We start from the raw sequence: 25,219 nt of genomic DNA, 5'->3' as shown, positions 1-25,219 counted from the left end.
GAGGAAGTCACTACTCTGCCACGGCGGTAAGGGTTATGTATCAGAAATACGTATTTTCACACTATCAGGGAGTATTCGATGGGGACTAAGATGGGGGCCGATTCGGATCGAGGCGAAATTTTCGAGTTGCTGAGTAACCACCGTCGCCGGTACGCCGTCCACTACTGCAAACTCGAGGACGAACCCGTGACGCTCGGCGATCTGGCCGAACACGTCGCCGCCTGGGAACTCGACAAGGAGGTCCAGGAACTCACCTCCGCGGAGCGAAAGCGGGTCTACACGTCGTTACAGCAGACGCACCTGCCGACGCTCGAGCGGGCCGACATGATCGAGTTCGACGATCGGACGATCGCGCTCACCGACAGGGCGACCGAACTGGACGTCTACCTCGACGTCGTTCCCGGTGACTCCGTGCCGTGGGGCACGTACTATCTGGGACTGGCTGCGGTCGGGTCGATCGTGATGGCGGGGCTCTGGCTCGAGGTGGTGCCGATCGGGACGGTACCCGAACTCGGCTGGGCGACGCTCGTGTTCGCGCTGTTCGCGGTGTCGGCGGTCGTCCACGTCGCACAGAGCCGTCGGATGCGACTCGGAGAGATGGAACGACCGCCGTGATAGTTGTCTGGACCGTCGTTTCTAACTGCCGATCGGCACTCGAAATGTCGCTACCTCAAACCTGATACACCGATGCGATGGATCACGTACCTCGGCTTCGGACTGCTCGTCGTCGGTTCGCTCGCCGTCGTCGCCTCGAGTGGCGCGTTCGACTCGACGGTCGCTGATCGAGGGGTAGCGGTTGAGACCGCAGGTGATGAGGACGCCCTTCTGGGCCTCGAGTACCCCTCCGAAGAGAGAGTGCTCGAGTTGGAGAGTGAAAATGGCGATCTCGGAGGGTTCGGGTTTTGTTTTTTTGGATGCCCTGATTACGAGTACGACGCCGAAAGCGTCGTCGTTCTCGAAGATAATACACCGTCCGGTCCCCTCTCTATAGAGGACGTCTCGTTTTCGAAAGCGAATGACGAAGACGATATAATCGATGAAGAGAGTCTCAGACGGGAACCCGCGGAGGATGGATTTCGCGTCGTTCTCGGTGATTTTAGCTGTCCGACGAGTGGTGATTTTTCCCCGTCGCAACAAGAGAGCGATGCGACGGTGACAGTTGCAATCGAAGTTAGTGATGGCGAGGTGAGTATCGACCTCGAACGAGAGATCGACGTTGAGTGCGTTCCAGACTGAGTCTGTCTCCCGGATCGTCTTCGGTTTGCTGAGAGATCCACGTGTTCTAAGACACGAACATCCACTCGAAACCTTGCCTATCGTCGTCAGAGCCGTGCTCTTGCCGGCGCTGGATACGGTTTCATCGCTACGGACGTCGACCGTCAGTTCGAGTGACACGGTGTCCAGCGAAAATGCCCACGTAGGCGTGGCTCCTCCCGATAGTGACACGAATATTCCGGCGGTATCGCCGTCGGGTAGCGGTCGATCCCATCGACTCCACCGAGACCAACCCGAACGCCTTTTTAGCCCCGCACACGGACTTCACCACATGTCGACCGAATCGATCAGTGACCGACGCGAGCACATCCGCTCGATCGGCGTGACGGCGCTATCCGCGCTGCTCGGCGTCGCCGCGGCGCTGGCCTCGATGGCGATAGTAGGCAATGCGGCGGGCGACACGCGTGCGCTGATGCTCGTGGCGGGTGTGATCCTCGCCCAGTTCGTTCTCTACGATTTCACGGGCATCTACGATGATGACGAGTTCGGGCCGAAACACTACCTGTTCATCGTCTTCATGACGTTCGCGCTGTGGTTCGTGACGTGGGGAATCCTGCTCACTTCGGGGATGTCCGGCTAACCATGGCGGACGACAGCATCGCCGTCGTAGACTTAGATCGGTGCCAGCCCGACCGGTGTAGCTACGAGTGCAAGAACTACTGCCCGCCGAATCGCACGGGCAAAGAGTGTATCACGCTCCGCGGCGAGGAAGCCGAGGAGGGCCAGCCCGAACAGATCCACATCTCCGAGGAGATCTGTCTGGGCGAGACCTGCGGGATCTGCGTCGAGAAGTGTCCCTTCGACGCCATCGAGATTATCAACCTCCCGAGCGAACTTCAGGACGAACCCGCCCACCGCTACGGCGAGAACGCCTTCTCGCTGTACGGGCTTCCCGCGCCACAGGACGGACAGGTCACCGGTATCCTCGGTCCGAACGGGATCGGGAAGACGACCGCCGTTCGCATCCTCGCTGGCGACCTCGAGCCGAATCTCGGCCGACACGACGAATCCCCCGGCTGGGACGAAGTGCTCGAGGCGTATCGCGGAACGGAACTGCAAGACTACATCGCGGACGTTCGGGACGGCGAGGTCACGGTGGCCCAAAAGCCCCAGTACGTCGACCAGATTCCGAACAGTTTCGACGGCAACACCCGCGAACTGTTGGCGCGGACGGACGAACGCGACGCCCTCGACTATCTCGTCGAGCGACTCTCGCTCGGCCCCGTCATGGAGCAGTCGATCGACGACCTCTCGGGCGGTGAACTCCAGCGGGTCGCCATCGCGGCGACGCTCGCTCGCGACACGGACTTTTACTTCCTCGACGAGGTCACGCCCTACCTCGACATGAGCCAGCGCGTCACCGCGGCGCGGCTGATCCGCGAACTCGCCGAGGAGGAGAACAAATCGATGCTCGTCGTCGAGCACGACCTCGCGATCCTCGACCTGCTGGCGGACACGCTCCACGTCGCCTACGGTGAGCCCGGCGCGTACGGTGTCATCACGCCGCCAAAGTCCGTCCGTAACGGGATCAACGAGTACCTCTCGGGCTATCTCAACAACGAGAACATGCGGATCCGCCCGAACCCGATCGAGTTTCAGGAGCACGCACCGCGTACGGTGACCCGGAGCGACACCCTCGTGGAGTACCCCGACCTCACCAAGAGCTACGGCGACGGCGAGTTCACGCTCGAGGTCGAAGGCGGCGAGATCCGCGAGAACGAAGTGCTCGGCATCGTCGGTCCGAACGGAATCGGGAAGTCGACGTTCGCGAAACTCCTGACAGGCAATCTCGAGTCGGACGAGGGAGACACCGATCTGAACCTGGACATCTCCTACAAACCCCAGTACGTCACCATCGACCAGCACATGCGGGTCGACGCGTTCCTCTCGTCGATCACCGACCAGTTCGGGTCGTCCTACTGGAACACCGAGATCGCCCAGCCGCTCCAACTCGAGCGGATCATGGAGCAAAACCTCGCGGACCTCTCCGGTGGTGAGCGCCAGCGGGTCGCCATCGCGGCGTGTCTCTCCGACTCGGCCGACCTCTACTTGCTCGACGAACCCTCCGCACACCTCGACGTCGAACAGCGGGTGCAGGCGACGAGCGCGATCCGGCGCTACGCCGAACAGCAGGACGCGACCGTGCTGGTCATCGACCACGACATCTACACGATCGACCTGCTCGCGGACCGGCTGATGGTCTTCGACGGCGAGCCCGCCGCCCGCGGTCGCGCCGGCCAGCCCCAGCCAATGCGCGAGGGCATGAACGAGTTCCTCGCGAACCTCGAGGTGACCTTCCGCCGGGACGAACGCACCTCGCGACCCCGGATCAACAAGCCAGACTCGCAGCTGGATCGCCAGCAGAAAAGCGAGGGCGAGTACTACTACGCGCCCTGAATTGGCACCCACTTCCGTTACCGCCGCTCCGGCTTATCGAACGATGCGCTGACAGCTCCCACAGAGGTTCTCCTCTTTGATATCGACCTCGCGAACCGTCGGCGAGAAGTTCATCACGCAGCGGTTGTTGTCGCAGTGTTCTAACCCGTAGGTGTGGCCGATCTCGTGGACGATCTCCTTGCGGACCCGGTCCTGAAAGATGTCGCTCGCGCTCTGGTTCGAGAAGCCGCCGTCGCTCGAGGTCTGGAGCCGGTAGGTCGAGACGACGCTCCCGCTGCCGTCGAGATAGGCGAGCCCGAAGACGTAGTTTCGCCGTCGATAGAAGAGGTCGTGTGGCGTGATGGCGATGTTTTTCTCTCCCCGGCCGACACGCTCGGCGAGCTGGATGAACGTTTCGGCGGTGTACTGGTTTCGATCGGCATCGTACGCGCCGTTTGGGACCGACTGGGCGTCCTGAATCGTGACGTCGCAGTCGTAAACCGATCGCAACGCGGCAGAGGCCGCCCGCTTGACGTTCGCGGGGACGTTGCCGACCGGCACGATATCGACGAGCATGGCAAGGGCTATGGCCGCAGGTGGCATAAACGTCCCGCCGTGGTCCACTCTCGTCGCCACTCCGGAACCGTAATCGACGCGCTCAGTCGGTACGACCGCGTCCTCGAGGTCGGGATCGGTCGTCGAACCGACGTCGCGGCTGCCGTCGCCGAACGCGGCGTTTCAGTCACTGCGACCGACATCTACGACCGTGCGGTTCCCGACGGCGTGGCGTTCGTTCGCGACGATATCGTCGATCCAGATCCGGAACTCTACGCCGATATCGACGCGGTGTACGCGCTGAACCTCCCCCCGGAGCTGCATCGGCCGGCGCTCGAGGCCGCCCGAGCGGCCGACGCGGATTTCCTGTTTACGACCCTCGGCGGCGATCAGCCCGCGATTCCGGTCGAACGGAGGACCGTCGAGACGGGGACGCTGTACGCGGCTCGAGCGCCGGATCGTTGAGTCGAGAAGCGGACAGCCGCTGGACAGTTGACGGAGTCGAAGGAACTACGAGTGATTACGACAGTTAGGTGATCGATGGCCGCCGACTTCGTCGTCCTCGCCGTTGCGATCGTCCTCGCAATCGCGGTTCTCGCGGCGATGATCCTCGGGATCACGACGTTGCTCTGGTTCGGCGTGCAACTCGCTTCGATCCCGGGGATCGTCGTCCACGAATTCGCCCACAAGAAGGCCTGCGATCTCGTCGGCGTTCCGGTGCTCGAGGTCGTCTACTTCAGGTTCGGAACCCCGTCGGGTTACGTGCGCCACACCCAACCCGATCGGTACCGGGAGTCGTTCGTCATCAGCGTCGCTCCGTTTCTGGTGAACACCGTCGTCTCGATGGCCGCCTTCCTGGGTCTCGCCGCGCTCGTGACGGCAGTCGGAACCGAAGGGGCTCCGCCGGGCGAGTTACTCGACGCGATCTGGACCGCCTCGAGAGGGACGCTCGCCCTCGCGGTCGTTCTCTGCTGGCTGGGACTCTCCGTGGGGATGCAGGCGTTTCCGAGTACCGGCGATGCGAACACGCTCTGGACCCGTTCGCGATCGGAGTGGCGGCGATCGCCGGTCGTGTTGCTCGCGGTTCCGTTCGTGCTCGTGATCTACGTCGCGAACCTGCTCTCGTGGCTCTGGGCCGACGTGCTCTACGCGGTCGGGCTGGGGATCGTCGCGTTTTACGCCGTCGGCGCGTTCGGAGTGTAATTCGCTTTTCGTTGGAAGCGAGGCCGGAGAGCGCCCGCGTGATCGCAACCACTATCCACTCACCGGACAGTATCGCGGCATGGTCGACGAACTCTCGCTGGACGGACGGACGTTCGTCGGCGTCGCGAACGACGACGCCGGAGACGTCAGTACGGAGACACGCTTTCAGTTCGAGCAGACGGGTGAACGAATACACGCGAGCTACTCCGGCGGCGAAATCGCGGACGGACATCTGGTCGGGACGTTCGACGGTCGGCAGTGGGAGATCCGGTACGCTCAACTCACGACGGACGGCGAGACGGCGACCGGACGCTCCGTCGGAACCGTCGAGCGACTCGAGGACGGACGTCTCAAAGTCGAAGACGAGTGGGAGTGGGAATCGAAAGCCGGGAGCGGGAAGTCGGTCCTCGAAGAGGTTCCCGAGTAACCCCACCCGGATCCCGCCGTTAGCCGTCGCGATGCGCGTACTGGATACCGCTGACGGAGCTCTGGTCGCCCCGACGACGAATCCGACCGCCTTTATTCCCACCGCCCCGTCTGGACGGGTATGAACGCAGATGCTGTCGTCCTCGATATCGACGGCGTGCTCGTCGACGTCGCCGATTCGTACCGACGCGCGATCGTCGAGTCCATCGACCACGTCTACGATCGGACGATCCGCAAGGCCGACATTCAGCGCTTCAAGGACGCCGGCGGGTTCAACAACGACTGGGGACTGACGTACGCCGCCGCGCTGTACGTACTCGCGACGAGCGAGGGATACGGCAACTCTATCGCGGACTTCACCGACGACATCGCCTCGAGGGGCGGCGGCCTCGAGGCCGCCGAAGCCGCGGTCCGGGACGAACTCGGCGCTCGAGCCACCCAGCGCGCGATGGGCCGCTGGGATCGCGAGCGGCTCCGTGACGTCTTCCAGCAACTGTACCTCGGTGCCGATCTCTACCGGGGACTCGAGGGCGGCGAGCCCGATATCGAGACCCGCGGCTTCATCCACGACGAACCGGTGTTGCTCGAGGAGTCTACCCGAGAACACCTCGTCGAGGGCTACGACGTCGGCGTCCTGACCGGCCGGCCGGAAGCCGAAGCCGAAATCGCCCTCGAGCGGGTCGGACTCGAGGATGCGATTCCGCTCGAACACCGGTTCACGATGGACGACTGGGAGGAGGGCAAACCGCACCCGCGGGCGCTCACGACGCTCGCCGAACGGTTCGGCGCTTCCGCCGTCGTTTTCGTCGGCGACACGCTGGACGATATCCGGACGGCAACCAACGCGAACGAAACGGATCCCGGGCGCGACTATCGCGGCGTCGGCGTCCTCACGGGCGGACTCACCGGCGACGAGGGGCGCAACAAGTACGCCGCCGAGGACGCGTCCGCAGTTCTCGAGTCGATCAACGAGTTACCGGACCTGCTCGAGGAGTAGCGCGGTGCCGGTCCGCCCGTCGGTGATCCCAACTCGAGTCGAGGGGCGGTCTAGTTGCCGGGAAATCGAACGAACGTGAGCCAGAAGTTCTCGAACGAGCGGACGAGCGCGACGAACTCGTCGGGGTTGACGGGTTTTTGCAAGTAGGCGTTCGCGTGGAGATCGTAAGAGCGAGCGATGTCCTCCTCGGAATCCGAACTCGTCAGCACGATCACGGGGATCGACCGCAAGGCCGGTTCGGACTTGAGTTCCGAGAGGACGTCTTCGCCGCTCAGACTGGGGAGGTGGAAGTCGAGCAGGATGATATCGGGTCGCGGACTCTCGGCGTGTTCGTTTCGTCGGTGGACGAAGTCGAGCGCCGCTTCCCCGTCGGCGACGGTGTACACGTCACTCGCGATGCTCGCGTCCGCGAACGATTCGGAGAACAGCCGAGCATCGCCGGGATTCGGTTCGACCAGCAGTATCGTAATCGCGTCCTCGACCGAGGGCACCATACGCCTATTTCGGGCGTGAGAAAGATGAAGGGCGTGGTCCTCGGAACCGACCGTATCGCATCCCAACACACCCGACACTCCTCGCCAGCGACGGACTCGAGGCGGTCGATCCCGCTGGCGGCTCGAGTCATGACGCGACCGAACTTGCACGTCCGCCCGCCCCTTTTTTGCCCGTCGTCGATGTAGCCCGCTGCAGTTCCATGGCCGAGTTCACTCGCAACAGCGACCTTCCCGGCGAACCGACCTCCCTCTGGCTCGCGAGCACGCTCGAGGCCGGACACGACGAGACGACCGGGCGCGATGACGAACCGGCGACGGCCGAGCTCGAGGAGGCGCTCGCGGAAGATCGATCGGTCGACGTCGCCGTCGTCGGCGGCGGTATCGCGGGTCTCTCGACGGCGATCAACCTGCGCGAGCGCGGCGAAACGGTCGCCGTTCTCGAGCGCGATCGAGTGGCGACGGGGGTGACGGGCAAGTCCACGGCGAAGTTGACCAGCCAGCACGGGAAGATCTACGACCACCTACGCCGGGAGTTCGGCCGTCGACAGGCGAGCCAGTACGCGCGGGTGCAAGAACGCGCCATAGACGAGGTCGAACGTCGAATCGCCGATCTGGAAATCGAGTGCGGATTCGAGCGCCAGCCCTCCTACCTGTACAGCAACGAGCCCGACGAGATTCGACGCGAAACCGACGCCGCATGGGCCGCGGGCCTCGAGGCGACCTACGTCACCTCGGTGCCGCCGTTCGAGCGTGCTGAAGCGGGGGTCCGATTCGACGACCAGGCGTGGTTTCACCCGCGAAAGTACCTGCTCGGGATCACCGACGAACTCCGGAGCGACGACGGAGCAGCGGTCTACGAAGGCACGCGCGTGACCGACGTCGAGCCGGGAGCGCCGTGTCGCGTCCGAACCCCTGCGGCGACGGTGACGGCCCGGCGGGTCGTTCTCGCGACCGGATTTCCGATCCTCGACCGGGCGGGATACTTCGCCCGAATGCACCCGAAACGATCCTACGTGCTCGGGATTCGCCTCGACGGCGAGCCGCCCGAGGGGATGTACTACCGGCCCGGCGACAACTACCGCTCGGTGCGAACCCACCGCGACTCCGACGGCGAACTCCTGCTCGTCGGCGGGGAGAACCACAAGACGGGACAGGGCGGCTCGACCGCCGATCGGTACCGACGCCTCGAGCGGTGGGCGCGCGAGCGGTTTCCGATCGACGAAATCGCCTACCGGTGGTCGACGCAGGATTACAAGCCGGTCGATAAGGTCCCGTTCGTCGGCCGCGTCGGTGCCGGTGCCGAGAACGTTTTCGTCGCGACCGGCTTTCGCGGCTGGGGGATGACCAACGGCGTCGCTGCGGGACGGCTCCTCGCCCAACTCATCGCGGGCGGGGAGCCGCCGGAGCGCGACCTGTTCGCGCCGCTGCGATTCACGCCGAAGACGTCGGCGGGGAAGGCCATCACCGAAAACGCCGACGCGGCGAGCCAGTTCGCCACCGACTGGGCGCGGACGCTCCTGGCGTCCGACGATCCCGCGCTCGAGCCGGGGGAGGGGACGGTCGTCCGCCGCGGCGGGAAGCCCATCGCCTGTGCGCGAGACGAGGACGGCGACCTCCACGCGACTTCGGCGGTCTGTACTCACCTGTACTGTCTCGTCCAGTGGAACGACGCCGAGCGAAGCTGGGACTGTCCCTGCCACGGTTCGCGGTTCTCGCTCGAGGGCGAGGTCCTCGAGGGACCGGCGACGGAGGCATTGCCGACTCGAGCGCCGGATCCGGATTTGGACTCGGACTGACCGTCTAGACCGAATAGTTATCTGACACTCCTTCGAAGAGCTACCCGATGGCAGAGACACTGCGCTCGAGCGTCGGCGAGGCATTCGTCGACTTCGGTCGCTCGGTGGGCACGTTCGTCGGGTTCGCGTGGACCTGTTTCATTGCCGGAATGGTCCTCTATCGGGCCGTCGGCGCGTCGCTCGACGAGGTTCCGGTTCCCGAAGAACTGCTCATCGTTGCGATCATCGGCGTCGCCTTCCTCGGGACCAGTTGGTTCATCGAGGGCGGTTACGATCGGATCGGCGCGGACCCCGACGGTGGTGCGACCTTCGCGTGGTTGGCTCTGTTCTTCGTCCCGCTCGCGTTTCTCCCGTCGCGGATGGCGCTGGGATCCCTCGCGGGCGGCCCCGGCGTTCTCGATGCCCTCTTTTTGCTCGGAATCGTCCTGTTTTCGGGCTGGCTAGCGTTTTACGGCGGCCTCGAGCGACTGGGGCTGGCTCCTGACGACTTTATTCGCGTGATCGTCTACGCCATCGCGCTCGGCGTGGTCTCCGTCGCGGTCGTGATTCTGTTCGATATTGCGCGGTTGTCCACCAACTTCGGCGGTGCGGCCGTCGCGATGGCCGTCCAACTCGCGGCGTGTTGGCTCGGCTTTACGAAAGACGTACCCTGACGGCTCGCTACGGATCGCTCGAGAAGGCCCCCAGCCCCGGATAGTCGGCGATGATCCCGTCGACGCCGGCGTTCGCTAGCGCCTCGAACTGGTTCCAGTTCGTGGCCGTCCAGACGTTGACCGCCCGGCCTTCCGCGTGTGCTTCCCGGAGCACGTCGACCCGCGGCTCTCCCGGCGACAATCCGGCGTAGTCCGTCCCGGCGAGTACCGTCCCGCGGATCGCGTTCCTGGGCGGATGAATCGCCTCGCAGTCGTAGCGACGAGCGATCTCGAGACCCGCCTCGAGGTCGTCCCAGACGAGCGTTGCGGCGGCGGCGGGTGCGACCTCGCGGATCGCTGCCAGCGCGCCCTCACAGAACGACGAGAAGAGGAGTTCGCCGTCGAAGGCGTCACAGTCCTCGGCGACGCGCTCGACGAACGGCATCCAGACGTCGCGGCGTTCGTCGCACTCGGCGGCCGGAAGCGACTCGCCGAATCGAAGCTCGGTCGTTCCCGGGTTCTTCAATTCGACGTTGACGGCCATCGTGTCGGGGATCGCCTCGAGGAACTCGGCGAGCGTGGGAATCGTTTCCGCGGTCCCGAGCACTCGAGCGGTCCGGAGGGCCTCGAGTTCGGTCTCCCAGACGAGTCCCGACGCGTCGGTGAGCGTCCGGCCGTCGCGTGTGCCCTCGAGTCGCTCGTCGTGGATCACGACCGGGGTTCCACAGCGAGCCGGCTGGACGTCGATCTCGAGCATCGCGGTTTCGTCGTGTTCGGCCGCGGCGAGGGCCGCACCGACGGTGTTCTCGGGAGCGACGCCTGCAAAACCGCGGTGGGCGATGACGGTAGGACTGGTCATAGTCGGGAAACGACGGCGTGGCTATTGGGTGCTGTGTTCCCCACGGGACCGTCGACTGACTCGAACGTGCCGCCGGCGGTCGATCAGGGCTCGTACGTCTCGCGGTAGACGACCAGTTCCTCGCCATCGGTGATCGCGGTGACGACAATTTCGTCGCCGTCGGCGTCGAATTCGGTCGAGAAACTGCGGGCGAGAAACGACTCGGCGTCTTCCCCGCGATAGACCGACGCATCGGTCTCGAGGCTCGCCGAGTAGACGATCACCTCGTCGACGGCGGTCGACTGATCGATGTGAACCGTCACCATCTCGTCGTCCGCGTCGAACTCGAGGCCCTCGAGGGGATCCGGTTCGTCAACGGGCTCGCCGTCGGGGATCTCGAACGGTTCTTCGTACGTGAGGAACACGCGCCACTCGCCGTCCTCGGTGAGCGCGACGAGCGTCTCTTCTTCCGTGACCGTCTCGCCGTCCTCGGTGACCTCGGTCTCGACCGTCACCAGTGCGGCGTCTTCGCCTTCCAGCACGTCCTCGAGATCGACTTCCTGAAACCAGAACTCCACGTACGGGATGTCGTAAATCTCGTCGGTCTCGTACCCCTCGTCTGCGAGTTCGACCTCGTAGTCGTCGATTCCGTCGGTTCCGAGCGTGAACTCCACGTCTTCGTTTTCCTCGGCTTCCGCCGCCATCTCGACCGGATCGAACGGATGGCGGGTGTGCATCGCCTCGCTCATCCCCTCCAGATCCTCTTCGATCCCGGTCTCCATGTACGCCTCGACCGCCAGGACGGCACCGTGTTCGACGTCTTCGGACGGCTCGTTGCCGTCGTCGTTCTCGCCGTCGTCGCTCTCGTCGGTATTCGTGTCATCGTCGTTCTCGCCGTCATCACCGAGTCCTAACTCGCCCACGCAGCCCGCGAGTCCGGCACTCGCCATCGTACCGACGATCGCGACGTACGTTCTCCGATCCATACCTCTTCTCGAGTTTCGCTGATAATTAATTTTCTCATGACATTCTGGCGGCGAAGACAGTAGGCGGCCGCGACTCGAGGTCGACCGTCGTCGACGTCCGGATTCGCCGTCACCACGGCGAGAGGTCGGCGGCGTCGGCGAGCAACTCGTGGGATCGACGCGTGTCCTCGGGATCGGCGATCTGATTCTGGACGACGACCTCGTCGACGCCGACCTGAGCGGTGAGCTCCTCGAGCAGGTCCCGAACCGTCTCCGGGCTGCCGGAAATCGCTCGCGGCCACTCGCCCGGCCCGATCGATGTCGGAGTCGGGTCTGGAACGGTTCCGAGCTCGTCGATCGCCTCTTCGATCGACCGGATCGGTAGCTGGTCGGTCCGGCCGCTCCGAAGGAGCCTCGAGGACGCTTCGGTCGTCGCGCGCAGCCGCGCCGCCTCCTCGTCGGTGTCGGCGCAGGTGACGTTCAGCGCGAGCATTCCGTACGGATCGTCCGGGCCGGCGCCGAACGAGGACGGCTGGAAGTGCTCCCGGTAGGTCTCGAACGCGCGAACTGCGGGCTCGGGCCTGATGAACGCGGCGAAGCAGTAGGGGAGTCCCAGTCGGCCGGCGATCTTCGCGCTCGAGGGACTCGAGCCGAGGACCCACACCTCCGGCACGGAGTCGCGCGACCGAGGCAGTTGTAGGTCGCTGAACTGGTGGTCGTCCGGAAACCCGTCGTGGAGGTGTGCGGTGACCTCGTTGATCTCGTCGGCGTGATCCCCGCCGGACCGCCGTCGGCTCCGATCCTGTTGGAGGGCGAAGTCGCTGACCGGGTTTCCCGTCGCCCGCCCGAGGCCGAGATCGATCCGACCGGGTGCGAGTGCGTCGAGGACGCTGAACGTTTCCGCGACCTTGTACGGGCTGTAGTGATTGAGCAGCACCGTTCCGGAGCCGACCCGGATGTCGGACGTGTTGGCCGCGACGTGGGCGATCAGCACCTCCGGCGTCGTGCTCGCGATCGAGTCGGTGAAGTCGTGGTGTTCGGCGACCCAGAACCGCGAGTAGCCGAGTCGTTCGGCCTGCTGAGCGCGCTCGACCGTGCGTTCGAACGCCTCCGTCGCGCTACCACCCTCCGGGATCGGTGCGAGATCGACGAGCGAGAGCTCCATGCCGGCAGATGGGGTTTGGGTGGGAAGTGTGTACGCATTCGGCGACCCGACGCCTGACGGGCCAGCATTAACCACGCCCGCGCTCGAAACGGGTTCCATGACCGACACCACGATCGAGGACGTCGAACGAAGCCTCGACCGCGCGACCGACCTCGAGAGCGAGGACGCTGTCTCCGTCCTCCGGACGGCCCGCCAGGATCTCGCGGATCTCAGGAGCGATCCCGACGTCGACGACGAACACCGACGGGCGCTCGAGAAGCGCCTCGAGCAGCGAATCCGCGAGATCGAGGAGCGAGACGCGTACGACAGCGGACTGGGTGCGGCGATGAATCCGGACGAGGACGACGCGCCGTAGTGTTCGCGTGCGCTCGGCCGTACCGAGCGTCAGAGAACCCGGCGAGATCGACCGACCTCCCACCCTTTTATTCGGGTGCCGTCCTGAGGGTCGCGTATGCGAATCGCACTACTCGGCGGAACCGGTGATATCGGACAGGGGCTGGCCCTACGCTTTGCGCGCGATACGGACCACGAAGTGCTCATCGGCTCTCGAGACCCCGAAAAGGCGCGGGACGCGGTCGAGAGCTACGAGGACGAACTCGCGGAGCGCGGCGCGGAATCGAACGTCAAGGGCTTCGCGAACGAGATGGCGGCCGATCGAGCCGACGTCGTCGTCCTGAGCGTGCCGCCGTACTACGCCGGCGACACCGTCGAGGCCGTCGAAGACGTCCTCGACTCGGACTCGATTCTGGTTACCCCCGCGGTCGGCATGCAGGGCGACGAGGACGGCCTGCACTACCACCCGCCTGGAACCGGCAGCGTGACTCAGCTCGTCGCCGAACGCGTGCCCGACGAGGTGCCGGTCGTCGGCGCGTTCCACAACCTCGCGGCCGACGCCCTCTCGGACCTCGACAACGACCTCGACCTCGACACGCTCCTCGTCGCGGACGACGACGACGCGAAGGAGACCGTTCGCAATCTGGCCAACGAGATCGAGGGCCTGCGCGCGCTCGACGTCGGCCCGCTGGCTAACGCCGCCGAAGTCGAGAGCGTCACCCCGCTCGTGATTAACATCGCGAAGTACAACGAGGATCTCCACGACGTCGGCGTGAAGTTCCACTAACAAACTTTTGTTCCGCGGGCGCGGCGGAGCCGCGCCCGCGGTAAAATCTCGAGAAAGCAACGCTCTTTCGGCCCTCGCGGGAGCGAAGATGCCGCTTAGCTTTGATGGAAAGCACTCCTCCCTCCCCTGGCTCACGGCTTCGCCGTTCGCCTATCCGCGGCGCTACGCGCCGCGCTCTCCGGGTCGGTTGTCGGCCCGCTCGCTCCCGTTGGTCGCTCGCGGTGAGTATCTCTCTCCACATGCGGTGGCGCGCGCTGGGTCGCGGTGAGCCGATGGCGAACCGCGAGTCGAAATCGTGCGAGGGATGAGCGAACGAAGTGAGCGAATCGGCTGGGGAGGGTGTGGAGATCCTCGCCGCCAGTGTGAGTCGAGTGCTCGAGCCGTCGCCTCATCGAACGGTCTCGTAGCATTCGTTCAAAAAGAACGACCCCGAACCAGCCGCTTTTGACCCCACAACGCCTACGACGAGCATGCGAATCGTCACGACGCTCCCTTCGGCGACCGAAACCGTGGCCGCCCTGGGCATAGAGCCGGTCGCCACCTCCCACGAGTGCGACTATCCGCCCGGCGTCGAGGACCTTCCATCGGTGACCGCCTCGAGAATCGACGCGGAGGCCTCGAGCGGCGAGATCGACCAGCAGGTGCTCGACAATTCCGAAGCGGGCGTCTACAGCGTCGACACCGAACTGCTCGAGGCCCTCGAGCCGGACCTGATCGTCACCCAGGGGATGTGCGACGTCTGTGCGGTCGACGAAGTCGTAATCGAAAATGCCGTCGACGAAATCGATGCCGACCCCGAAATCATCACCACTGACCCCCACAGCGTCGCGGACGTCCTCGAGGACCTCGAGCGAATCGGCCGCGCCACCGACCGAGAAGACCGCGCCCGCGAGGTCCGCGCCGAACTCGAGTCCCGAATCGACGCCGTCCGAACCCGAACCGCCGACCTCGCAGCCGCTGACCGCCCGCGCGTCGCCGTCTTCGACTGGACCGACCCAGTCATGATCGCGGGCCACTGGACGGCCGACCTCGTGCAGTGGGCCGGCGGGACGTACGGGCTGTCCGACTCCGGAGAGCGCTCGAGGCCCCGCGAGTGGGACTCGATCCGCAAGTACGACCCAGAACTCGTAATCGTCGCGCCCTGTGGCTTCGGCCTCGAGCAGACCGCCGAGAACACCGCCGATCTCACCCACCGCGAGGGCTGGGACGACCTCGCGGCCGTCCGAGGGGACCGCGTCTGGGCGATGGACGGCCACCACTATCTGAATCGGCCCGGCCCGCGACTGGTGGACACGCTCGAGGCGCTGGCCCCGATCGTCCGGCCCGAACTGTTCGACGAGTCGACGCCGCCGGTCGCGCTCGAGGAGATCGCGGTTCCGTTCGAGACGCTCCCGGATCGACTCGAGGCGAGTCCGGGGCTGGAGCCGTGACCGACGGGTCCGATCCCGAGTCCGGTCCTGCACTCGTCGTCCCCGCCGAGATTCGCGATCGGATCCTCGAGCGCGCCCGCGACAGTCGACCCGCGGAGATCTGTGGGGTCTTCGGCGGCGAGTACGATCCCGCCCCCGATGGTCGGAGCCGCGTTCGTTCGCACTACCCGGCCGAAAACGTCGCCGAGACGCCGCGGACGCGCTACCGGATCGATCCCGAAGCGCAACTCGAGATATTCGAAGCGCTCGAGGGAGGCGCCGGTGAGGAGATCGTCGGCTTCTATCACTCCCATCCGCGCGGCCCGCCGCGGCCGAGCGCGACCGACGCGGCGCAGGCGACGTGGCCCGATCGGTCGTACCTGATCGTCTCGCTCGAGCCGCTCGAGGTCGGTTCGTGGCGGTGGCGAAAAGAGGGAGAGTCCGGCGCGTTTGAGCGGGAACGGCTCGTTCTCGGGTGAGTGGACGTTTCAGGTGCGATTTGAGCGACCAGCGACGACTCGAGCGTCTCGTCTGAGATGAAATATGCGAAAACCCGCTCACACTGGCAGCGGTGAGCGCCACGTCCTCCCCAGCCGATTCGCTCGCTGCACTCGCTCATCCCTCGCACACCGTCGTCGACGCACCCTCACCGCGTTCGGGTCCGTCGACAGCGCGCGCCACCGCACGTGGATAGTCGGTAAGCGACGTGAACGGTCGGTCGTTCGGGTGTCGTCACGACGCGTTTCTCAGCACGTCCGGTACCCAGCCCCGATTCGGGTCGTCCGTCTCCTCCATCCACTCGATCAGGCGCTCGCGCATCTCGCGGCGCACGTCGGCGTACTCGGGGTGGTCGATCAGGTTCTGCAACTCGGCGGGATCGGCTTCGAGGTCGTACAGTTCGTCGATGTCCGGCCCGTTGTAGACGTACTTGTACCGATCCGTGCGGACCATCCGCTGGGTGTAGAGGCCGAACTCGTCGCCGTGATATTGGGCGAACGTGGAGTCGGGCCACCCCTCGTGGACGGTTTTCGGATCGTCGCCGGCCTCGAGCAGCGGCACCAGGCTCCGAGAATCGAACGACTCTGGAATCCCGACGTTCCCCATCTCGAGGAACGTCGCCGCGAGGTCGTGGAGGTGGACGGGGGCGTCACAGACCGACCCGGGCTCGGTGACGCCGGGCCAGCGCATCTGCAGCGGAATCCGATAGGTGTCGTCGTACATCAGCGGCCCCTTGTTGAACTGTCGGTGGTTCCCGATGAAGTCGCCGTGGTCGGAGGCATGGACGACCGCCGTCTCCTCCGTAAGCCCGTACTTCTCGAGGGCCTCGAGGATCCGCTCGAATTGGTCGTCGATCAGCGTCACGAATCCCCAGTACTTCGCGGTGGCTTCGGCCCAGCACTCCCAGTCGAGTCCGTCGACACCGCGATACGCGAGGTAGTTCGCCTGGACCTGTGGCTTCCCGTCGTAGGTCTCGGCGTAGCTCTCGGGCGGCTCGATCGCGTCGGGATCGTACATCGAGGCGTAGGGCTCGGGGACGACGTAGGGGTGGTGAGGACCGTAGAAGTCGGCCCGGTGGAAGAACGGCGCGCCGTCGTCGCTGTCGCCGTCACCGTCCGCGTGCGCCTCGATCGCGTCGATCGTCCGCTCGGCGAGAAACCAGGCGCGGGTCTCCTCGACGTCGACCGGCGTCTTCGCGGCGACGAACGTTCCCTCGCTGCCGTCGCGGGGGTCGTCGCCGGTGTAGAGTTCCTCCTCGAGATCGACCTCGCCCAGCGGCACGCCGCGCTCCTCGCGGTACTCGCGAAAGGCGTCGTCGATGTCGTCGTGGTGTTTGTCGCTGCCGCCGAGATAGGAGAAGCCGAAGTCCTCGGGCGTTTTTCCGCGGCCGACGTGCCACTTGCCCGTGTAACTACATTCGTACCCGCTGTCGGCCAGTCGCTCCGAGAACGTCGGTATCCCGGGCGGCAGGTTCGGCCGGATCGCGTCGGCCTCGTGGCTGTTGTTGAGCATCCCGTGGCCGTGGGGGAACCGGCCGGTCATCAGCGAGGCGCGAGCGCTCGTGCAGATGCTGATCGGCGTGCACGCCCGCGAGAAGCGCGTTCCCTCGCTCGAGAGGCGGTCCATCGCCGGCGTCTCGACCGGCGGCCCGTCGGGAGCCGTGCAGTCGTATCGCTCCTGGTCGGTGAGGACGAAGAGGACGTTCGGACGAGTGTCGGCGTCGGCCATCGGAGGGCGTACGCCGACGTCGAAGTTAATGGTGAGGCCTGCCGGGGATTCGACGCGACGGTTGGCAGTCTCTCGATGACTACGTCTCGAGGCCGATATTGCCGACGACCGCTTCGCCGGTTCTCCGTCGGCGCGCCGCGCTGGTCTCCGTAGCCGTTACCTCTCCGGATACTGGACGCCTCTATGGAGTTGGGCGTTTTCACCAACTCACCCGAAACGATCGGTTTGTGTTCATCCCGACCCCCGCAGCGTCGACGTCGGTGCTCGCCGTCGCGCACAGCCACCGATCGTCGTCTTGATCGATCTCGTGACGGGCCTGATCTCACTGACCTCAGATGCGTTACGTGGGCAACCAGAAGGCGACCAGCAGAACGTGATCGCCCTTTATTTCCGTCTTTCAGACGGACGTTATCCCGGTAATACGCCGTGGATAATTGAATGTTCGTATGTTGATAAATATCGTCAACGATCTTAAACTTGCTAAGTGATTAATTATAAATAGTGTATTGCACATGTTGGAGTATGACATTCACAACTGTCCCGATGCAACTGGGAGGAGAGGCGCCGCTCATCTCGCTTGCAGTGGGAATCATTGTGATCGTGCTTCTCCTGGTCGTTCTCGATCTGCCACCGTTTATCGCGCTCGTTCTCTCGGGGTTCGCCGTTGGCACCGTTACCCCCGCGATTGCCTTTGGCGATGTCCCCGGCGAGTACGCTACCGCGTTCGGTGACGGCATGGCCGGCATCGGTATCCCGATCCTGATGGCGGCGGTTATCGGGAAGTCGATGGTGGAGAGCGGGGCCGCGGATCGGATCGTACGCGGGTTTACCGCGCTCTTCGGGGAGGACCGGACCGAACTGTCGCTGTTCGGTAGTAGCTTCGTAATCGCGATCCCGGTGTTCTTCGACAACGTCTTTTATCTGCTCGCTCCCCTCGCACGGGCGGCCCGCTCCCGGACGGGCAAGAATTACGCGCTGTTCATCGTTGCCGTCGGCGCTGCCGGGGCTGTCACACACGGTTTCGTCCCGCCGACACCCGGTCCGCTACTCGCGGCGAACGAACTCGATGCCAACCTCGGGTCCACGATCCTTATCGGTCTCCTTACCGGGCTTCCGACGGCGATCATTGCCGGTCTCGGATACGGGTACTGGATCAATCGGCGTCTGGACATTCCGCTACGCGATGCGATGGGTACCACGGTCGACGAACTAGAGGAGAAAGTCGACACACCGACCAGCGCCCTCCCCGGGTTATTCGAATCCGCACTTCCGATCCTTCTCGCAGTCCTCCTCGTGGGCGCGAACACTGGCGTCGAGACGTTTCTCGGTGAGGACACGACGGCAGCTTCGTTCACCAACTATATCGGCGATCCGAACTTCGCGCTGACGATCGCCGCGCTCGCGGCGGCTTTCACGTTTTACCGCGTGAGCGAGTTCACCAGCGAGACGTTTTCGGATGAACTCACAGAAGCGCTCAAAAGTGGCGGCAACATCGCCGCGATTACCGCCGCCGGCGGTGCGTTCGGCGCGATGCTCGCTGCGGCGGGTGCGGGCGAATACATCGCGGGTGGACTGGAAAACATCGGACTGGGTCTCCTCGTGACGGCGTGGGTAATCGCCGCCGGGGTGCGCGTCGTCCAGGGGTCGGCGACCGTCGCGATCGTCACCACGGCCGGAATCATGGCGCCGTTTACGGGCGAACTGACGGTCAACACCGCCTACCTCGTCATGGTGATCGGCGCGGGGGCTACGTTCTGTTCGTGGTACAACGACAGCGGTTTCTGGATCGTCAAGGAAATCGGAGGGCTTACGCAGGCGGAAACGCTCAAGACGTGGACCGTAGCGACGATCGTGATCGGTGTCGGTGGACTGCTCATCACGCTCGTTTGCTCGACGATCCTTCCGCTCGCGTGAACTCGAGTTCTCTGTTGACGATCGGAACGAACTGATCCGACTCGACGTCGAGGACGGCAACGGCGTCGGCCCTCGAGTTCGACTCGCTGGATGATTTTTGCGGCGCCGATCGAGATCGACCCGAGAGCGTTGATGTCGCGGTATCGCCAGTGATAATCGACTTGAGAGCGACGAATAACGATCCGTCGCCGCCCTCGAGTCGCCCATCAAGCCCGCCGCGCGCGTCTTCGGTGACTACGCTATCACGGTCCGAACGCAGATCCGGCGAGCGCCCCTATTCGAGGTCGTCGAACGTCGGTCGCTCGAGGTCGCCGGGGAACGAGTCGACCGGCACCTGCGTCTGGTCGCCGGATTCCATGTCCTTGATCGTTACTTCGTCGTTCTCGAGGTCCTGTTCGCCGACGATGACGACCGTTTCGGCGTTGATCGAGTCGGCGTAGTTCAACTGCGCGCCGAAGGATCGGCCGGCGACGTCGGTTTCGACGACGTGTCCGCGCTCGCGCAGGTCGCGGGAGATCCGGGCCGCCTCCGACCGCGTGTCGCCGATCTGGAGCACGTAGTAGTCCGTCGTCACTTCCTCCTCGGGCCAGACGCCGGCACGCTGCATCAGGAGCGGCAGCGTCGCGTGACCCGGCGCGACGCCGACCGCGGGCGTCGGCTGGCCGCCGAAGCCTTCGATGAGGTCGTCGTAGCGTCCCCCGCCGAAGATCGACCGCGAGACCTCGCCGGTCGAGTCGAAGCACTCGAAGACGACGCCGGTGTAGTAGTCGAGTCCGCGCGCGGTCTCGAGGGAGATCGTACAGTACTCGCGAGCCCCGAAGTCATCGGCCGCGGCGAGGACGTTCTGGAGGTTCTCGACCGCCTCGGTCACCCGCTCGGTGTCGGCGAACTCCTTGACGTCCTCGAGGTCGCCGGCGGCCACGAGGTCGTCGAACTCGGCGGCCTGGTCGGCCGTCAGTCCGGCACCGATCAACAGGTCGTGATACTCGACCCGCGAAATCTTGTCGCTCTTGTCGACCGCGCGGATCGCCGCTTCGGTGTCGACGTCGGCGTCGTAGCTCTCGAGGAGCCCCCCGAGGATGTCCCGGTGGGAGATCCGGAACTCGAAGTGCTCGCCGGTGAGTCCGAGCCCGGTCAGGGTGTCGGCCGCCCACGCGAGGATTTCGGCGTCGGCTTCGGGCGCGTCGGAGCCGAAGATGTCGACGTTGGTCTGGTAGAACTCCCGCTGGCGGCCCTGCTGGACCTGCTCGTAGCGCCAGAACGGCCGCGTCGAGAACCACTTGATCGGCTTCGAGAGCGCCTGCTGTTTGGCGACGACCATCCGCGCCACGGTCGGCGTCAGCTCCGGCGTCAGCGCGACGTGACGGCCCCCCTGGTCCTCGAAGGCGTACAGTTCGTCGACGATGTCGTCGCCGCTCTTGTCGGTCCACAGTTCGGCTCGCTCTAGGGCCGGCGTCCCGATCTCGCGAAAGCCGTATTCGCGAGCGGTTTCCTCCACGATATCGATGGTCGCCCGCCTGGCGGCCATCTCGCCGGGATAGAAGTCACGAAAGCCCTTGATCCGGTCGTACATGTCCACCGGTTCGGGGACGGCGAACTTCTATCCTGTTGTTTGGCGACGGCCGCCGCGTTCGTCGCTGATCGGAACCGGTTCGTTCAGCTTCCCAGTCTCGATTACCGCGACCGATCTTCCTCGAGACTGGCCAGACCATGAGACAACCCGGAGTGACGGGGACTCCTGTGCAACGCGTCGCCGACACCCACGGCTGATCAGCTATCGTCGTCGAAAGCGATACGGACGGCGCGAGATTCGAGTTCGCCCGCTAACTCGTGCCGGTCTATTCCACTTCCGTCGGCTCGGTTCCATTTCGGTGAACGTCCGTCACGTACGTCTGCTCGTGATTCGGAAACAGCTCGAGAACGGCTTCGGGGCCGTCCTCCGCGGCGATAACGGCCCGCAGTTCCGCCTCGTAATCGGCTCGATCGATCTCCTCGCTCGGCCCGACGGTCACCTCGAGTCGCGCCTCGACCAGTCGGTCGACGGCGGTGCGGCCAAACCCGGACAGGGGTGCGATGTAATCGACGTCGTGGCGGTCCTCGAGGCTCTGGGCCTGGGCTCGCGACACCGTCGGGACGCGGTCGTCGCGCCGGGTGCCGTCGGCGATCGCGTCGAACTCCTGATCGGCCAGTCGCTCGAGGGCGTGCTGGTGGATCCGCTGGATACCGTTTCGGGGGAACCCGTCCGCACGAATTCGTTCGATGGCCTCGCGGGCGACGCCGGGGTCCAACTCGAGGCGCTCGAACGCGAATCCGTTGGCCGTTGCGGTCTCGCGGGCGTGTTTCCAGTCGTCGCTGATGCCGAAGTGAGCCGTAACGAGGGTGACGTCGTAAAACCGCTCGAGGAGAAGGGCCGCGAGCGTCGAATCCTTGCCGCCGCTGTAGAGCACGCCGAGTTCCATTAGCGGCGCTTGATATCGAAGCTCTTCTCGTCGGGCTTGAGCTCCTGCAGGAGCTGTTTCATCTTTTCGTCGTCGATTTTCCCCTGAATGCGCCCGCTGCGGGCGAGCGTGACGACCTGTCGTTCGACCTGTTCGCCGAACTGGGGCTTGCTCATCTTGACCGTGTTGAGCCGCTTGCGCGCGTCGTCGGTCAGGTGCTGGCGCAGGACCGCCTTCTTCTGGGCTTCGGCCTGTTGCTGGGCCGCTTCCTGAGAGGCGTCGCCCTGCTGGGACCCGGCCTGTTGTTCCTGTAGCTGCTCCATTTTCTTCTGTCGGAGTTCCTCGAGTCTCTCGTCGTCGGGTGAACCACTCATAGTCGCGCATTCGTTTGCACCGCGGAAAATGATTTCGGACGACAGGTACGGCGGGCGCTCGAGGGTCGTTTCGACGCGAAAACTGCGCTCCGTCGTTACGCGTAGCGCTCGAGTTCCGGACGGTCGAGGTCTTCAAGGACGGCACCGGCGGTGTCGTCGAGCAGGCTCTGGCCCGCGGGCGTGATGCGGCGACCTTCGCCCTCGGCGGTCTCGACGAGGTCTTCGTCCTCGAGTTGCTGGAGGATGGTGCGGATCAGGTTCTTCGAGCCGTCGGTGCGCTTGTCGGGGGCGACCTGATAGCGGTTCGAGCCACCCTTCGCACCGCCGTACTCCGTCGAGAGTCGCTCGACGCCGACCGGTCCGCGGTCTGCGACCTTGCGCAGGAGGCTCGCGGCGCGGGTCGCCCAGAAGTCCTCCTGTTCCGGTGGTAGATCGCGGTCGACACCGGACTTTGCGAACTTGCCCCAGTCGGGTTCGTCGAGCCGTTCCTCGAGATCGTCGGCGAGCGCCTCGATGAGGTCGTCCGCCGGAACGTCGTACATTGTAGCCATTGGCGTGTGGTTTCCGTCCGTCGCATTTAAGACCATCGTTGTCCCCGCGCATCGGGTGTGTGCCGGCCGTGCACACGGATTCCCGCGCCGTAGCTGCATCGACCGCTGCGGCGCTAGCCCGGATCGTTTTTCGTGCTGGAATCGAAACGATCGGTATGGACGAACGCGCCGCCCTGGCGCTCTTGGAACGCGAACTCGAGGGGGCCGGCGACGACGCCGCCGTCGTCGACGAACTCGTGATCACGACGGACATGCTCCACGAGCGGACGGACTTTCCGGCGGGGACGACCCGGTACACGGCGGGCTGGCGAGCGGTCGCTGCATCGCTCTCCGACGTGGCGGCCATGGGTGCCGACGCGACCGCCGCCGTCGCGGCCTACGCGGCCCCCGAGTTCGATCGCGAGGAACTGCTCGCGTTCGTTCGCGGCGCGAGCGACGTCTGCGAGCGCGTCGACGCCGAGTACGTCGGCGGCGACCTCGACGGGCACACGGAGTTTACCGTAACGACGACGGCTATCGGCCGAGCCGACGACCCCGTCCACCGAAGCGGCGCTCGAACCGGCGATCTCGTCTGCGTTACCGGCACGCTGGGCCGGAGCGCAGCCGCCCTCGAGTTGTTCGAACGCGGGGCTCGAGACGGCGAGCGGAGCGCCGGAACCGGCCACACCGTCGACGCGGACGACGCGGACGGTGCAGATGACGCGGCCGATGCGGACGCGATCGAGCGCGCGAACGACCTCTTTCGATTCGAGCCGCGGGTCGCGGCCGGCCGAGCGCTCGCACCGCGGGCGACGGCGATGATGGACTCGAGCGACGGACTCGCGCGGTCGCTCCACCAGCTCGCCGAAGCCAGCGGCTGCGGCTTCGAGATCGAATCCGACCGGATTCCGGTCGCCGACGCGCTGCTCGAGGTCGCGACGGACGACGAGGACGCGCTCGAGCGCGCGACGACCTTCGGCGAGGACTTCGAACTCGTCGCGACGGTTCCAGAGGCGGCGCTCGAGACCGTCCGATCGGCGACGGATCTCGAGTGCTCGGTGATCGGGTCGGTCACGGAGGCCGGGCGCGGGATCACGCTGGACGGGGACGCGCTCGAGGACCGCGGTTACACGCACGGCGGGTGAGGCGAATCCGGCCGCTGCTGCGGGGACGCGTCGGTAGTGACCCGAAACGCGGACGTGTCCGCCGTCGTGGTGCGATGCTGCCAGTCACTGAACGATCTCGAGCGGGACCGGCATGAAACAGAGCAGTCCGAAACCGAAGGTGACGAGACCGATGATGACCCGTCCGGTTCCCAGTCGGCTGTCGTCGACCGGGTGAGCCGCGCCCGCCCGTGCGAAGACGGCGGTCAGAACGCCCCAGAAGATCCAGATGAACACCGTTTGCAGACTGTAGCCGCCGACGTAGTAGAGGTACGCGGCGAGGGCGAACAGCGCACCCGGAACGAGCGCGCTGATCGTTTCGTGGAACTCGCCGGTTATTGCGCGGAGGATGTGGCCGCCGTCGAGCTGACCGACCGGGATCAGGTTGAGGAAGGTGACGAACATGCCGACCCACGCGCCGATAACGACCGGGTTCACGCTCGTCGTCGGATCGTTTCGGTACAGCGGCCGATCGAGCACCGACGCCAGGAACTCGAGCAACGGGGGATAACCGAGCCGAATCTGGATCGAGCTGGGATCCTGTACGAGCTCCGGCGATGCGACCACGGGCGGAAGGTGAAGCCCGATAATCGTGACGACGACCGTCGCGACCAGCCCGGCTAATGGGCCGGCGACGCCGATGTCGAACAGGGCCTTTCGGTTCGGCATCCGCCCCTTTAACCTGATCACCGCGCCCATCGTCCCGATGAGCGTCGGAATCGGGAGGAAATACGGTAAGGAGGCGTCGACCTCGTGGTACCGACTCATCGCGTAGTGTCCCATCTCGTGGATCCCGAGCACGCCGAGGATCGCGACGGTGAACGGCCAGGCCTCCAACATCGCCGTCGGACTGGCGAGCGGATCGTTGTGGTACCACATCGATCCGGCGAACAACGTCGAGAGCACCGTCGCGAGCAGGAGAACGATGTTCGTCCACGGAATCCCGTCGATCCCGATGTCGATGGGCTCGGCGACGAGGACGTACTCCCCGTGTCGCGTCGTCAGCTGCGGCTCGTATCCCGCCTCGCGAAAGACCGGCCACAGCTCACGCATCGCTCGCTCGGGATGCATCCGGGGATCCCCGTAGTACAGTAGTCGCTCGTCCTCGGTTCGGAGCTCGTGGATCGTGAATACCGACTCGATCCGCTCGAGTGGCGGCCCGCGCTCAAACGACGGGCCGTCCCTCGGCGACGATCCGAACCCGGACGATTCGACGTCGTCCATCGTCCGTGACTCGGGGCCCACGTCGTATAAATCGACTGCCGTCGGCAGGGCCGACCGTCTTCGAAACGGGGAGAACTGCTCGACGGGTACCGATCGTCG

General features: G+C 65.1%; 27 protein-coding genes. 16 read left to right on the top strand and 11 right to left on the bottom strand.

Going from position 1 to position 25,219, the window contains the following annotated elements:
* The first annotated feature begins 90 nt into the window (after positions 1-90).
* From DWB23_RS05740 to DWB23_RS05725, 4 genes are all read left to right on the top strand, one after another.
* Complete coding sequence (locus DWB23_RS05740; RefSeq protein WP_121741811.1) at positions 91-615, top strand: DUF7344 domain-containing protein; 525 nt, start codon at positions 91-93, stop codon at positions 613-615.
* Positions 616-687: 72 nt separating this feature from the next.
* Entirely contained in the window at positions 688-1,236 is a 549-nt protein-coding gene (locus DWB23_RS05735; protein ID WP_121741810.1) for a hypothetical protein, read from the top strand.
* A gap of 310 nt (positions 1,237-1,546) precedes the next feature.
* On the top strand, positions 1,547-1,855 hold the full coding sequence (locus DWB23_RS05730) for an EMC6-like membrane protein (protein WP_121741809.1): 309 nt from the start codon (positions 1,547-1,549) through the stop codon (positions 1,853-1,855).
* Positions 1,856-1,857: 2 nt separating this feature from the next.
* Positions 1,858-3,672 (top strand): ribosome biogenesis/translation initiation ATPase RLI, encoded by a 1,815-nt coding sequence (locus tag DWB23_RS05725; protein WP_121741808.1) that lies wholly within the window; start codon positions 1,858-1,860, stop codon positions 3,670-3,672.
* A 33-nt stretch (positions 3,673-3,705) separates the two neighbouring features.
* On the opposite strand, the gene DWB23_RS05720 is transcribed toward DWB23_RS05725, so the two are convergent.
* Positions 3,706-4,227: an archaemetzincin family Zn-dependent metalloprotease gene (locus DWB23_RS05720; protein WP_121741807.1), complete on the bottom strand. Its 522-nt coding sequence runs from the start codon at positions 4,225-4,227 to the stop codon at positions 3,706-3,708.
* 39 nt (positions 4,228-4,266) lie between these two features.
* Here DWB23_RS05720 and DWB23_RS05715 point away from each other — a divergent pair, with 39 nt between their 5' ends.
* The 4 genes from DWB23_RS05715 to DWB23_RS05700 all read left to right on the top strand — a co-directional run bounded on the left by DWB23_RS05715 (position 4,267) and on the right by DWB23_RS05700 (position 6,832).
* On the top strand, positions 4,267-4,671 hold the full coding sequence (locus DWB23_RS05715) for a UPF0146 family protein (protein WP_121741806.1): 405 nt from the start codon (positions 4,267-4,269) through the stop codon (positions 4,669-4,671).
* 75 nt (positions 4,672-4,746) lie between these two features.
* Positions 4,747-5,409: a metalloprotease family protein gene (locus tag DWB23_RS05710; RefSeq protein ID WP_121741805.1), complete on the top strand. Its 663-nt coding sequence runs from the start codon at positions 4,747-4,749 to the stop codon at positions 5,407-5,409.
* Positions 5,410-5,488: 79 nt separating this feature from the next.
* Positions 5,489-5,836, top strand: a complete 348-nt coding sequence (locus DWB23_RS05705; protein ID WP_121741804.1) for a hypothetical protein — start codon at positions 5,489-5,491, stop codon at positions 5,834-5,836.
* A 120-nt stretch (positions 5,837-5,956) separates the two neighbouring features.
* Positions 5,957-6,832, top strand: coding sequence for a TIGR01548 family HAD-type hydrolase (locus tag DWB23_RS05700; RefSeq protein WP_121741803.1), 876 nt, complete (start codon positions 5,957-5,959; stop codon positions 6,830-6,832).
* Positions 6,833-6,882: 50 nt separating this feature from the next.
* On the opposite strand, the gene DWB23_RS05695 is transcribed toward DWB23_RS05700, so the two are convergent.
* Positions 6,883-7,326: a response regulator gene (locus tag DWB23_RS05695; protein ID WP_121741802.1), complete on the bottom strand. Its 444-nt coding sequence runs from the start codon at positions 7,324-7,326 to the stop codon at positions 6,883-6,885.
* Between the two features lie 200 nt (positions 7,327-7,526).
* Between DWB23_RS05695 and DWB23_RS05690 the strand changes: the two genes are divergently transcribed.
* Positions 7,527-9,122: an FAD-dependent oxidoreductase gene (locus DWB23_RS05690; RefSeq protein WP_121741801.1), complete on the top strand. Its 1,596-nt coding sequence runs from the start codon at positions 7,527-7,529 to the stop codon at positions 9,120-9,122.
* A 47-nt stretch (positions 9,123-9,169) separates the two neighbouring features.
* Positions 9,170-9,775: a hypothetical protein gene (locus DWB23_RS05685; RefSeq protein WP_121741800.1), complete on the top strand. Its 606-nt coding sequence runs from the start codon at positions 9,170-9,172 to the stop codon at positions 9,773-9,775.
* 7 nt (positions 9,776-9,782) lie between these two features.
* Here the strand turns inward: DWB23_RS05685 and DWB23_RS05680 are convergent, their stop codons facing one another.
* The 3 genes from DWB23_RS05680 to DWB23_RS05670 form a co-directional block, all read right to left on the bottom strand.
* A complete protein-coding gene (locus DWB23_RS05680; RefSeq protein ID WP_121741799.1) occupies positions 9,783-10,613 on the bottom strand; it encodes a glycerophosphodiester phosphodiesterase in 831 nt (276 codons plus the stop codon).
* An 83-nt stretch (positions 10,614-10,696) separates the two neighbouring features.
* Complete coding sequence (locus DWB23_RS05675) at positions 10,697-11,578, bottom strand: hypothetical protein (protein WP_121741798.1); 882 nt, start codon at positions 11,576-11,578, stop codon at positions 10,697-10,699.
* A gap of 109 nt (positions 11,579-11,687) precedes the next feature.
* Positions 11,688-12,722 (bottom strand): LLM class flavin-dependent oxidoreductase, encoded by a 1,035-nt coding sequence (locus DWB23_RS05670; protein ID WP_121741797.1) that lies wholly within the window; start codon positions 12,720-12,722, stop codon positions 11,688-11,690.
* A gap of 97 nt (positions 12,723-12,819) precedes the next feature.
* Between DWB23_RS05670 and DWB23_RS05665 the strand changes: the two genes are divergently transcribed.
* The 4 genes from DWB23_RS05665 to DWB23_RS05650 all read left to right on the top strand — a co-directional run bounded on the left by DWB23_RS05665 (position 12,820) and on the right by DWB23_RS05650 (position 15,730).
* Entirely contained in the window at positions 12,820-13,077 is a 258-nt protein-coding gene (locus DWB23_RS05665) for a hypothetical protein (protein WP_121741796.1), read from the top strand.
* Between the two features lie 96 nt (positions 13,078-13,173).
* Positions 13,174-13,842 (top strand): NADPH-dependent F420 reductase, encoded by a 669-nt coding sequence (npdG, locus tag DWB23_RS05660; protein ID WP_121741795.1) that lies wholly within the window; start codon positions 13,174-13,176, stop codon positions 13,840-13,842.
* Between the two features lie 470 nt (positions 13,843-14,312).
* Positions 14,313-15,272 (top strand): cobalamin-binding protein, encoded by a 960-nt coding sequence (locus DWB23_RS05655; protein WP_121741794.1) that lies wholly within the window; start codon positions 14,313-14,315, stop codon positions 15,270-15,272.
* A complete protein-coding gene (locus tag DWB23_RS05650; RefSeq protein WP_121741793.1) occupies positions 15,269-15,730 on the top strand; it encodes a desampylase in 462 nt (153 codons plus the stop codon). The genes DWB23_RS05655 and DWB23_RS05650 overlap by 4 nt, the downstream gene beginning before the upstream one ends.
* A gap of 253 nt (positions 15,731-15,983) precedes the next feature.
* On the opposite strand, the gene DWB23_RS05645 is transcribed toward DWB23_RS05650, so the two are convergent.
* Complete coding sequence (locus DWB23_RS05645; RefSeq protein WP_121741792.1) at positions 15,984-17,477, bottom strand: sulfatase-like hydrolase/transferase; 1,494 nt, start codon at positions 17,475-17,477, stop codon at positions 15,984-15,986.
* A 522-nt stretch (positions 17,478-17,999) separates the two neighbouring features.
* Between DWB23_RS05645 and DWB23_RS05640 the strand changes: the two genes are divergently transcribed.
* Positions 18,000-19,391, top strand: coding sequence for a GntP family permease (locus DWB23_RS05640; RefSeq protein WP_121741791.1), 1,392 nt, complete (start codon positions 18,000-18,002; stop codon positions 19,389-19,391).
* Between the two features lie 274 nt (positions 19,392-19,665).
* Here DWB23_RS05640 and hisS read toward each other — a convergent pair whose 3' ends face one another.
* The 4 genes from hisS to DWB23_RS05620 all read right to left on the bottom strand — a co-directional run bounded on the left by hisS (position 19,666) and on the right by DWB23_RS05620 (position 22,754).
* Positions 19,666-20,964 (bottom strand): histidine--tRNA ligase, encoded by a 1,299-nt coding sequence (hisS, locus tag DWB23_RS05635; RefSeq protein WP_121741790.1) that lies wholly within the window; start codon positions 20,962-20,964, stop codon positions 19,666-19,668.
* Between the two features lie 265 nt (positions 20,965-21,229).
* On the bottom strand, positions 21,230-21,850 hold the full coding sequence (locus DWB23_RS05630; protein WP_121741789.1) for a DUF7411 family protein: 621 nt from the start codon (positions 21,848-21,850) through the stop codon (positions 21,230-21,232).
* Positions 21,850-22,203 (bottom strand): DNA-binding protein, encoded by a 354-nt coding sequence (locus DWB23_RS05625; RefSeq protein WP_121741788.1) that lies wholly within the window; start codon positions 22,201-22,203, stop codon positions 21,850-21,852. Before DWB23_RS05625 ends, DWB23_RS05630 begins: the two co-directional genes overlap by 1 nt.
* Before the next feature lie 95 nt (positions 22,204-22,298).
* Positions 22,299-22,754, bottom strand: a complete 456-nt coding sequence (locus tag DWB23_RS05620) for a 30S ribosomal protein S19e (RefSeq protein WP_121741787.1) — start codon at positions 22,752-22,754, stop codon at positions 22,299-22,301.
* Positions 22,755-22,909: 155 nt separating this feature from the next.
* Here DWB23_RS05620 and thiL point away from each other — a divergent pair, with 155 nt between their 5' ends.
* Positions 22,910-23,878: a thiamine-phosphate kinase gene (thiL, locus tag DWB23_RS05615; protein ID WP_121741786.1), complete on the top strand. Its 969-nt coding sequence runs from the start codon at positions 22,910-22,912 to the stop codon at positions 23,876-23,878.
* 84 nt (positions 23,879-23,962) lie between these two features.
* Here thiL and DWB23_RS05610 read toward each other — a convergent pair whose 3' ends face one another.
* Entirely contained in the window at positions 23,963-25,120 is a 1,158-nt protein-coding gene (locus DWB23_RS05610; protein WP_121741785.1) for a site-2 protease family protein, read from the bottom strand.
* Positions 25,121-25,219: the final 99 nt, after the last annotated feature.

Source organism: Natronorubrum halophilum, from assembly GCF_003670115.1.
GTDB classification, from domain to species: Archaea; Halobacteriota; Halobacteria; order Halobacteriales; family Natrialbaceae; genus Natronorubrum; species Natronorubrum halophilum.
This window is presented reverse-complemented; position numbering and strand designations above follow the sequence as displayed.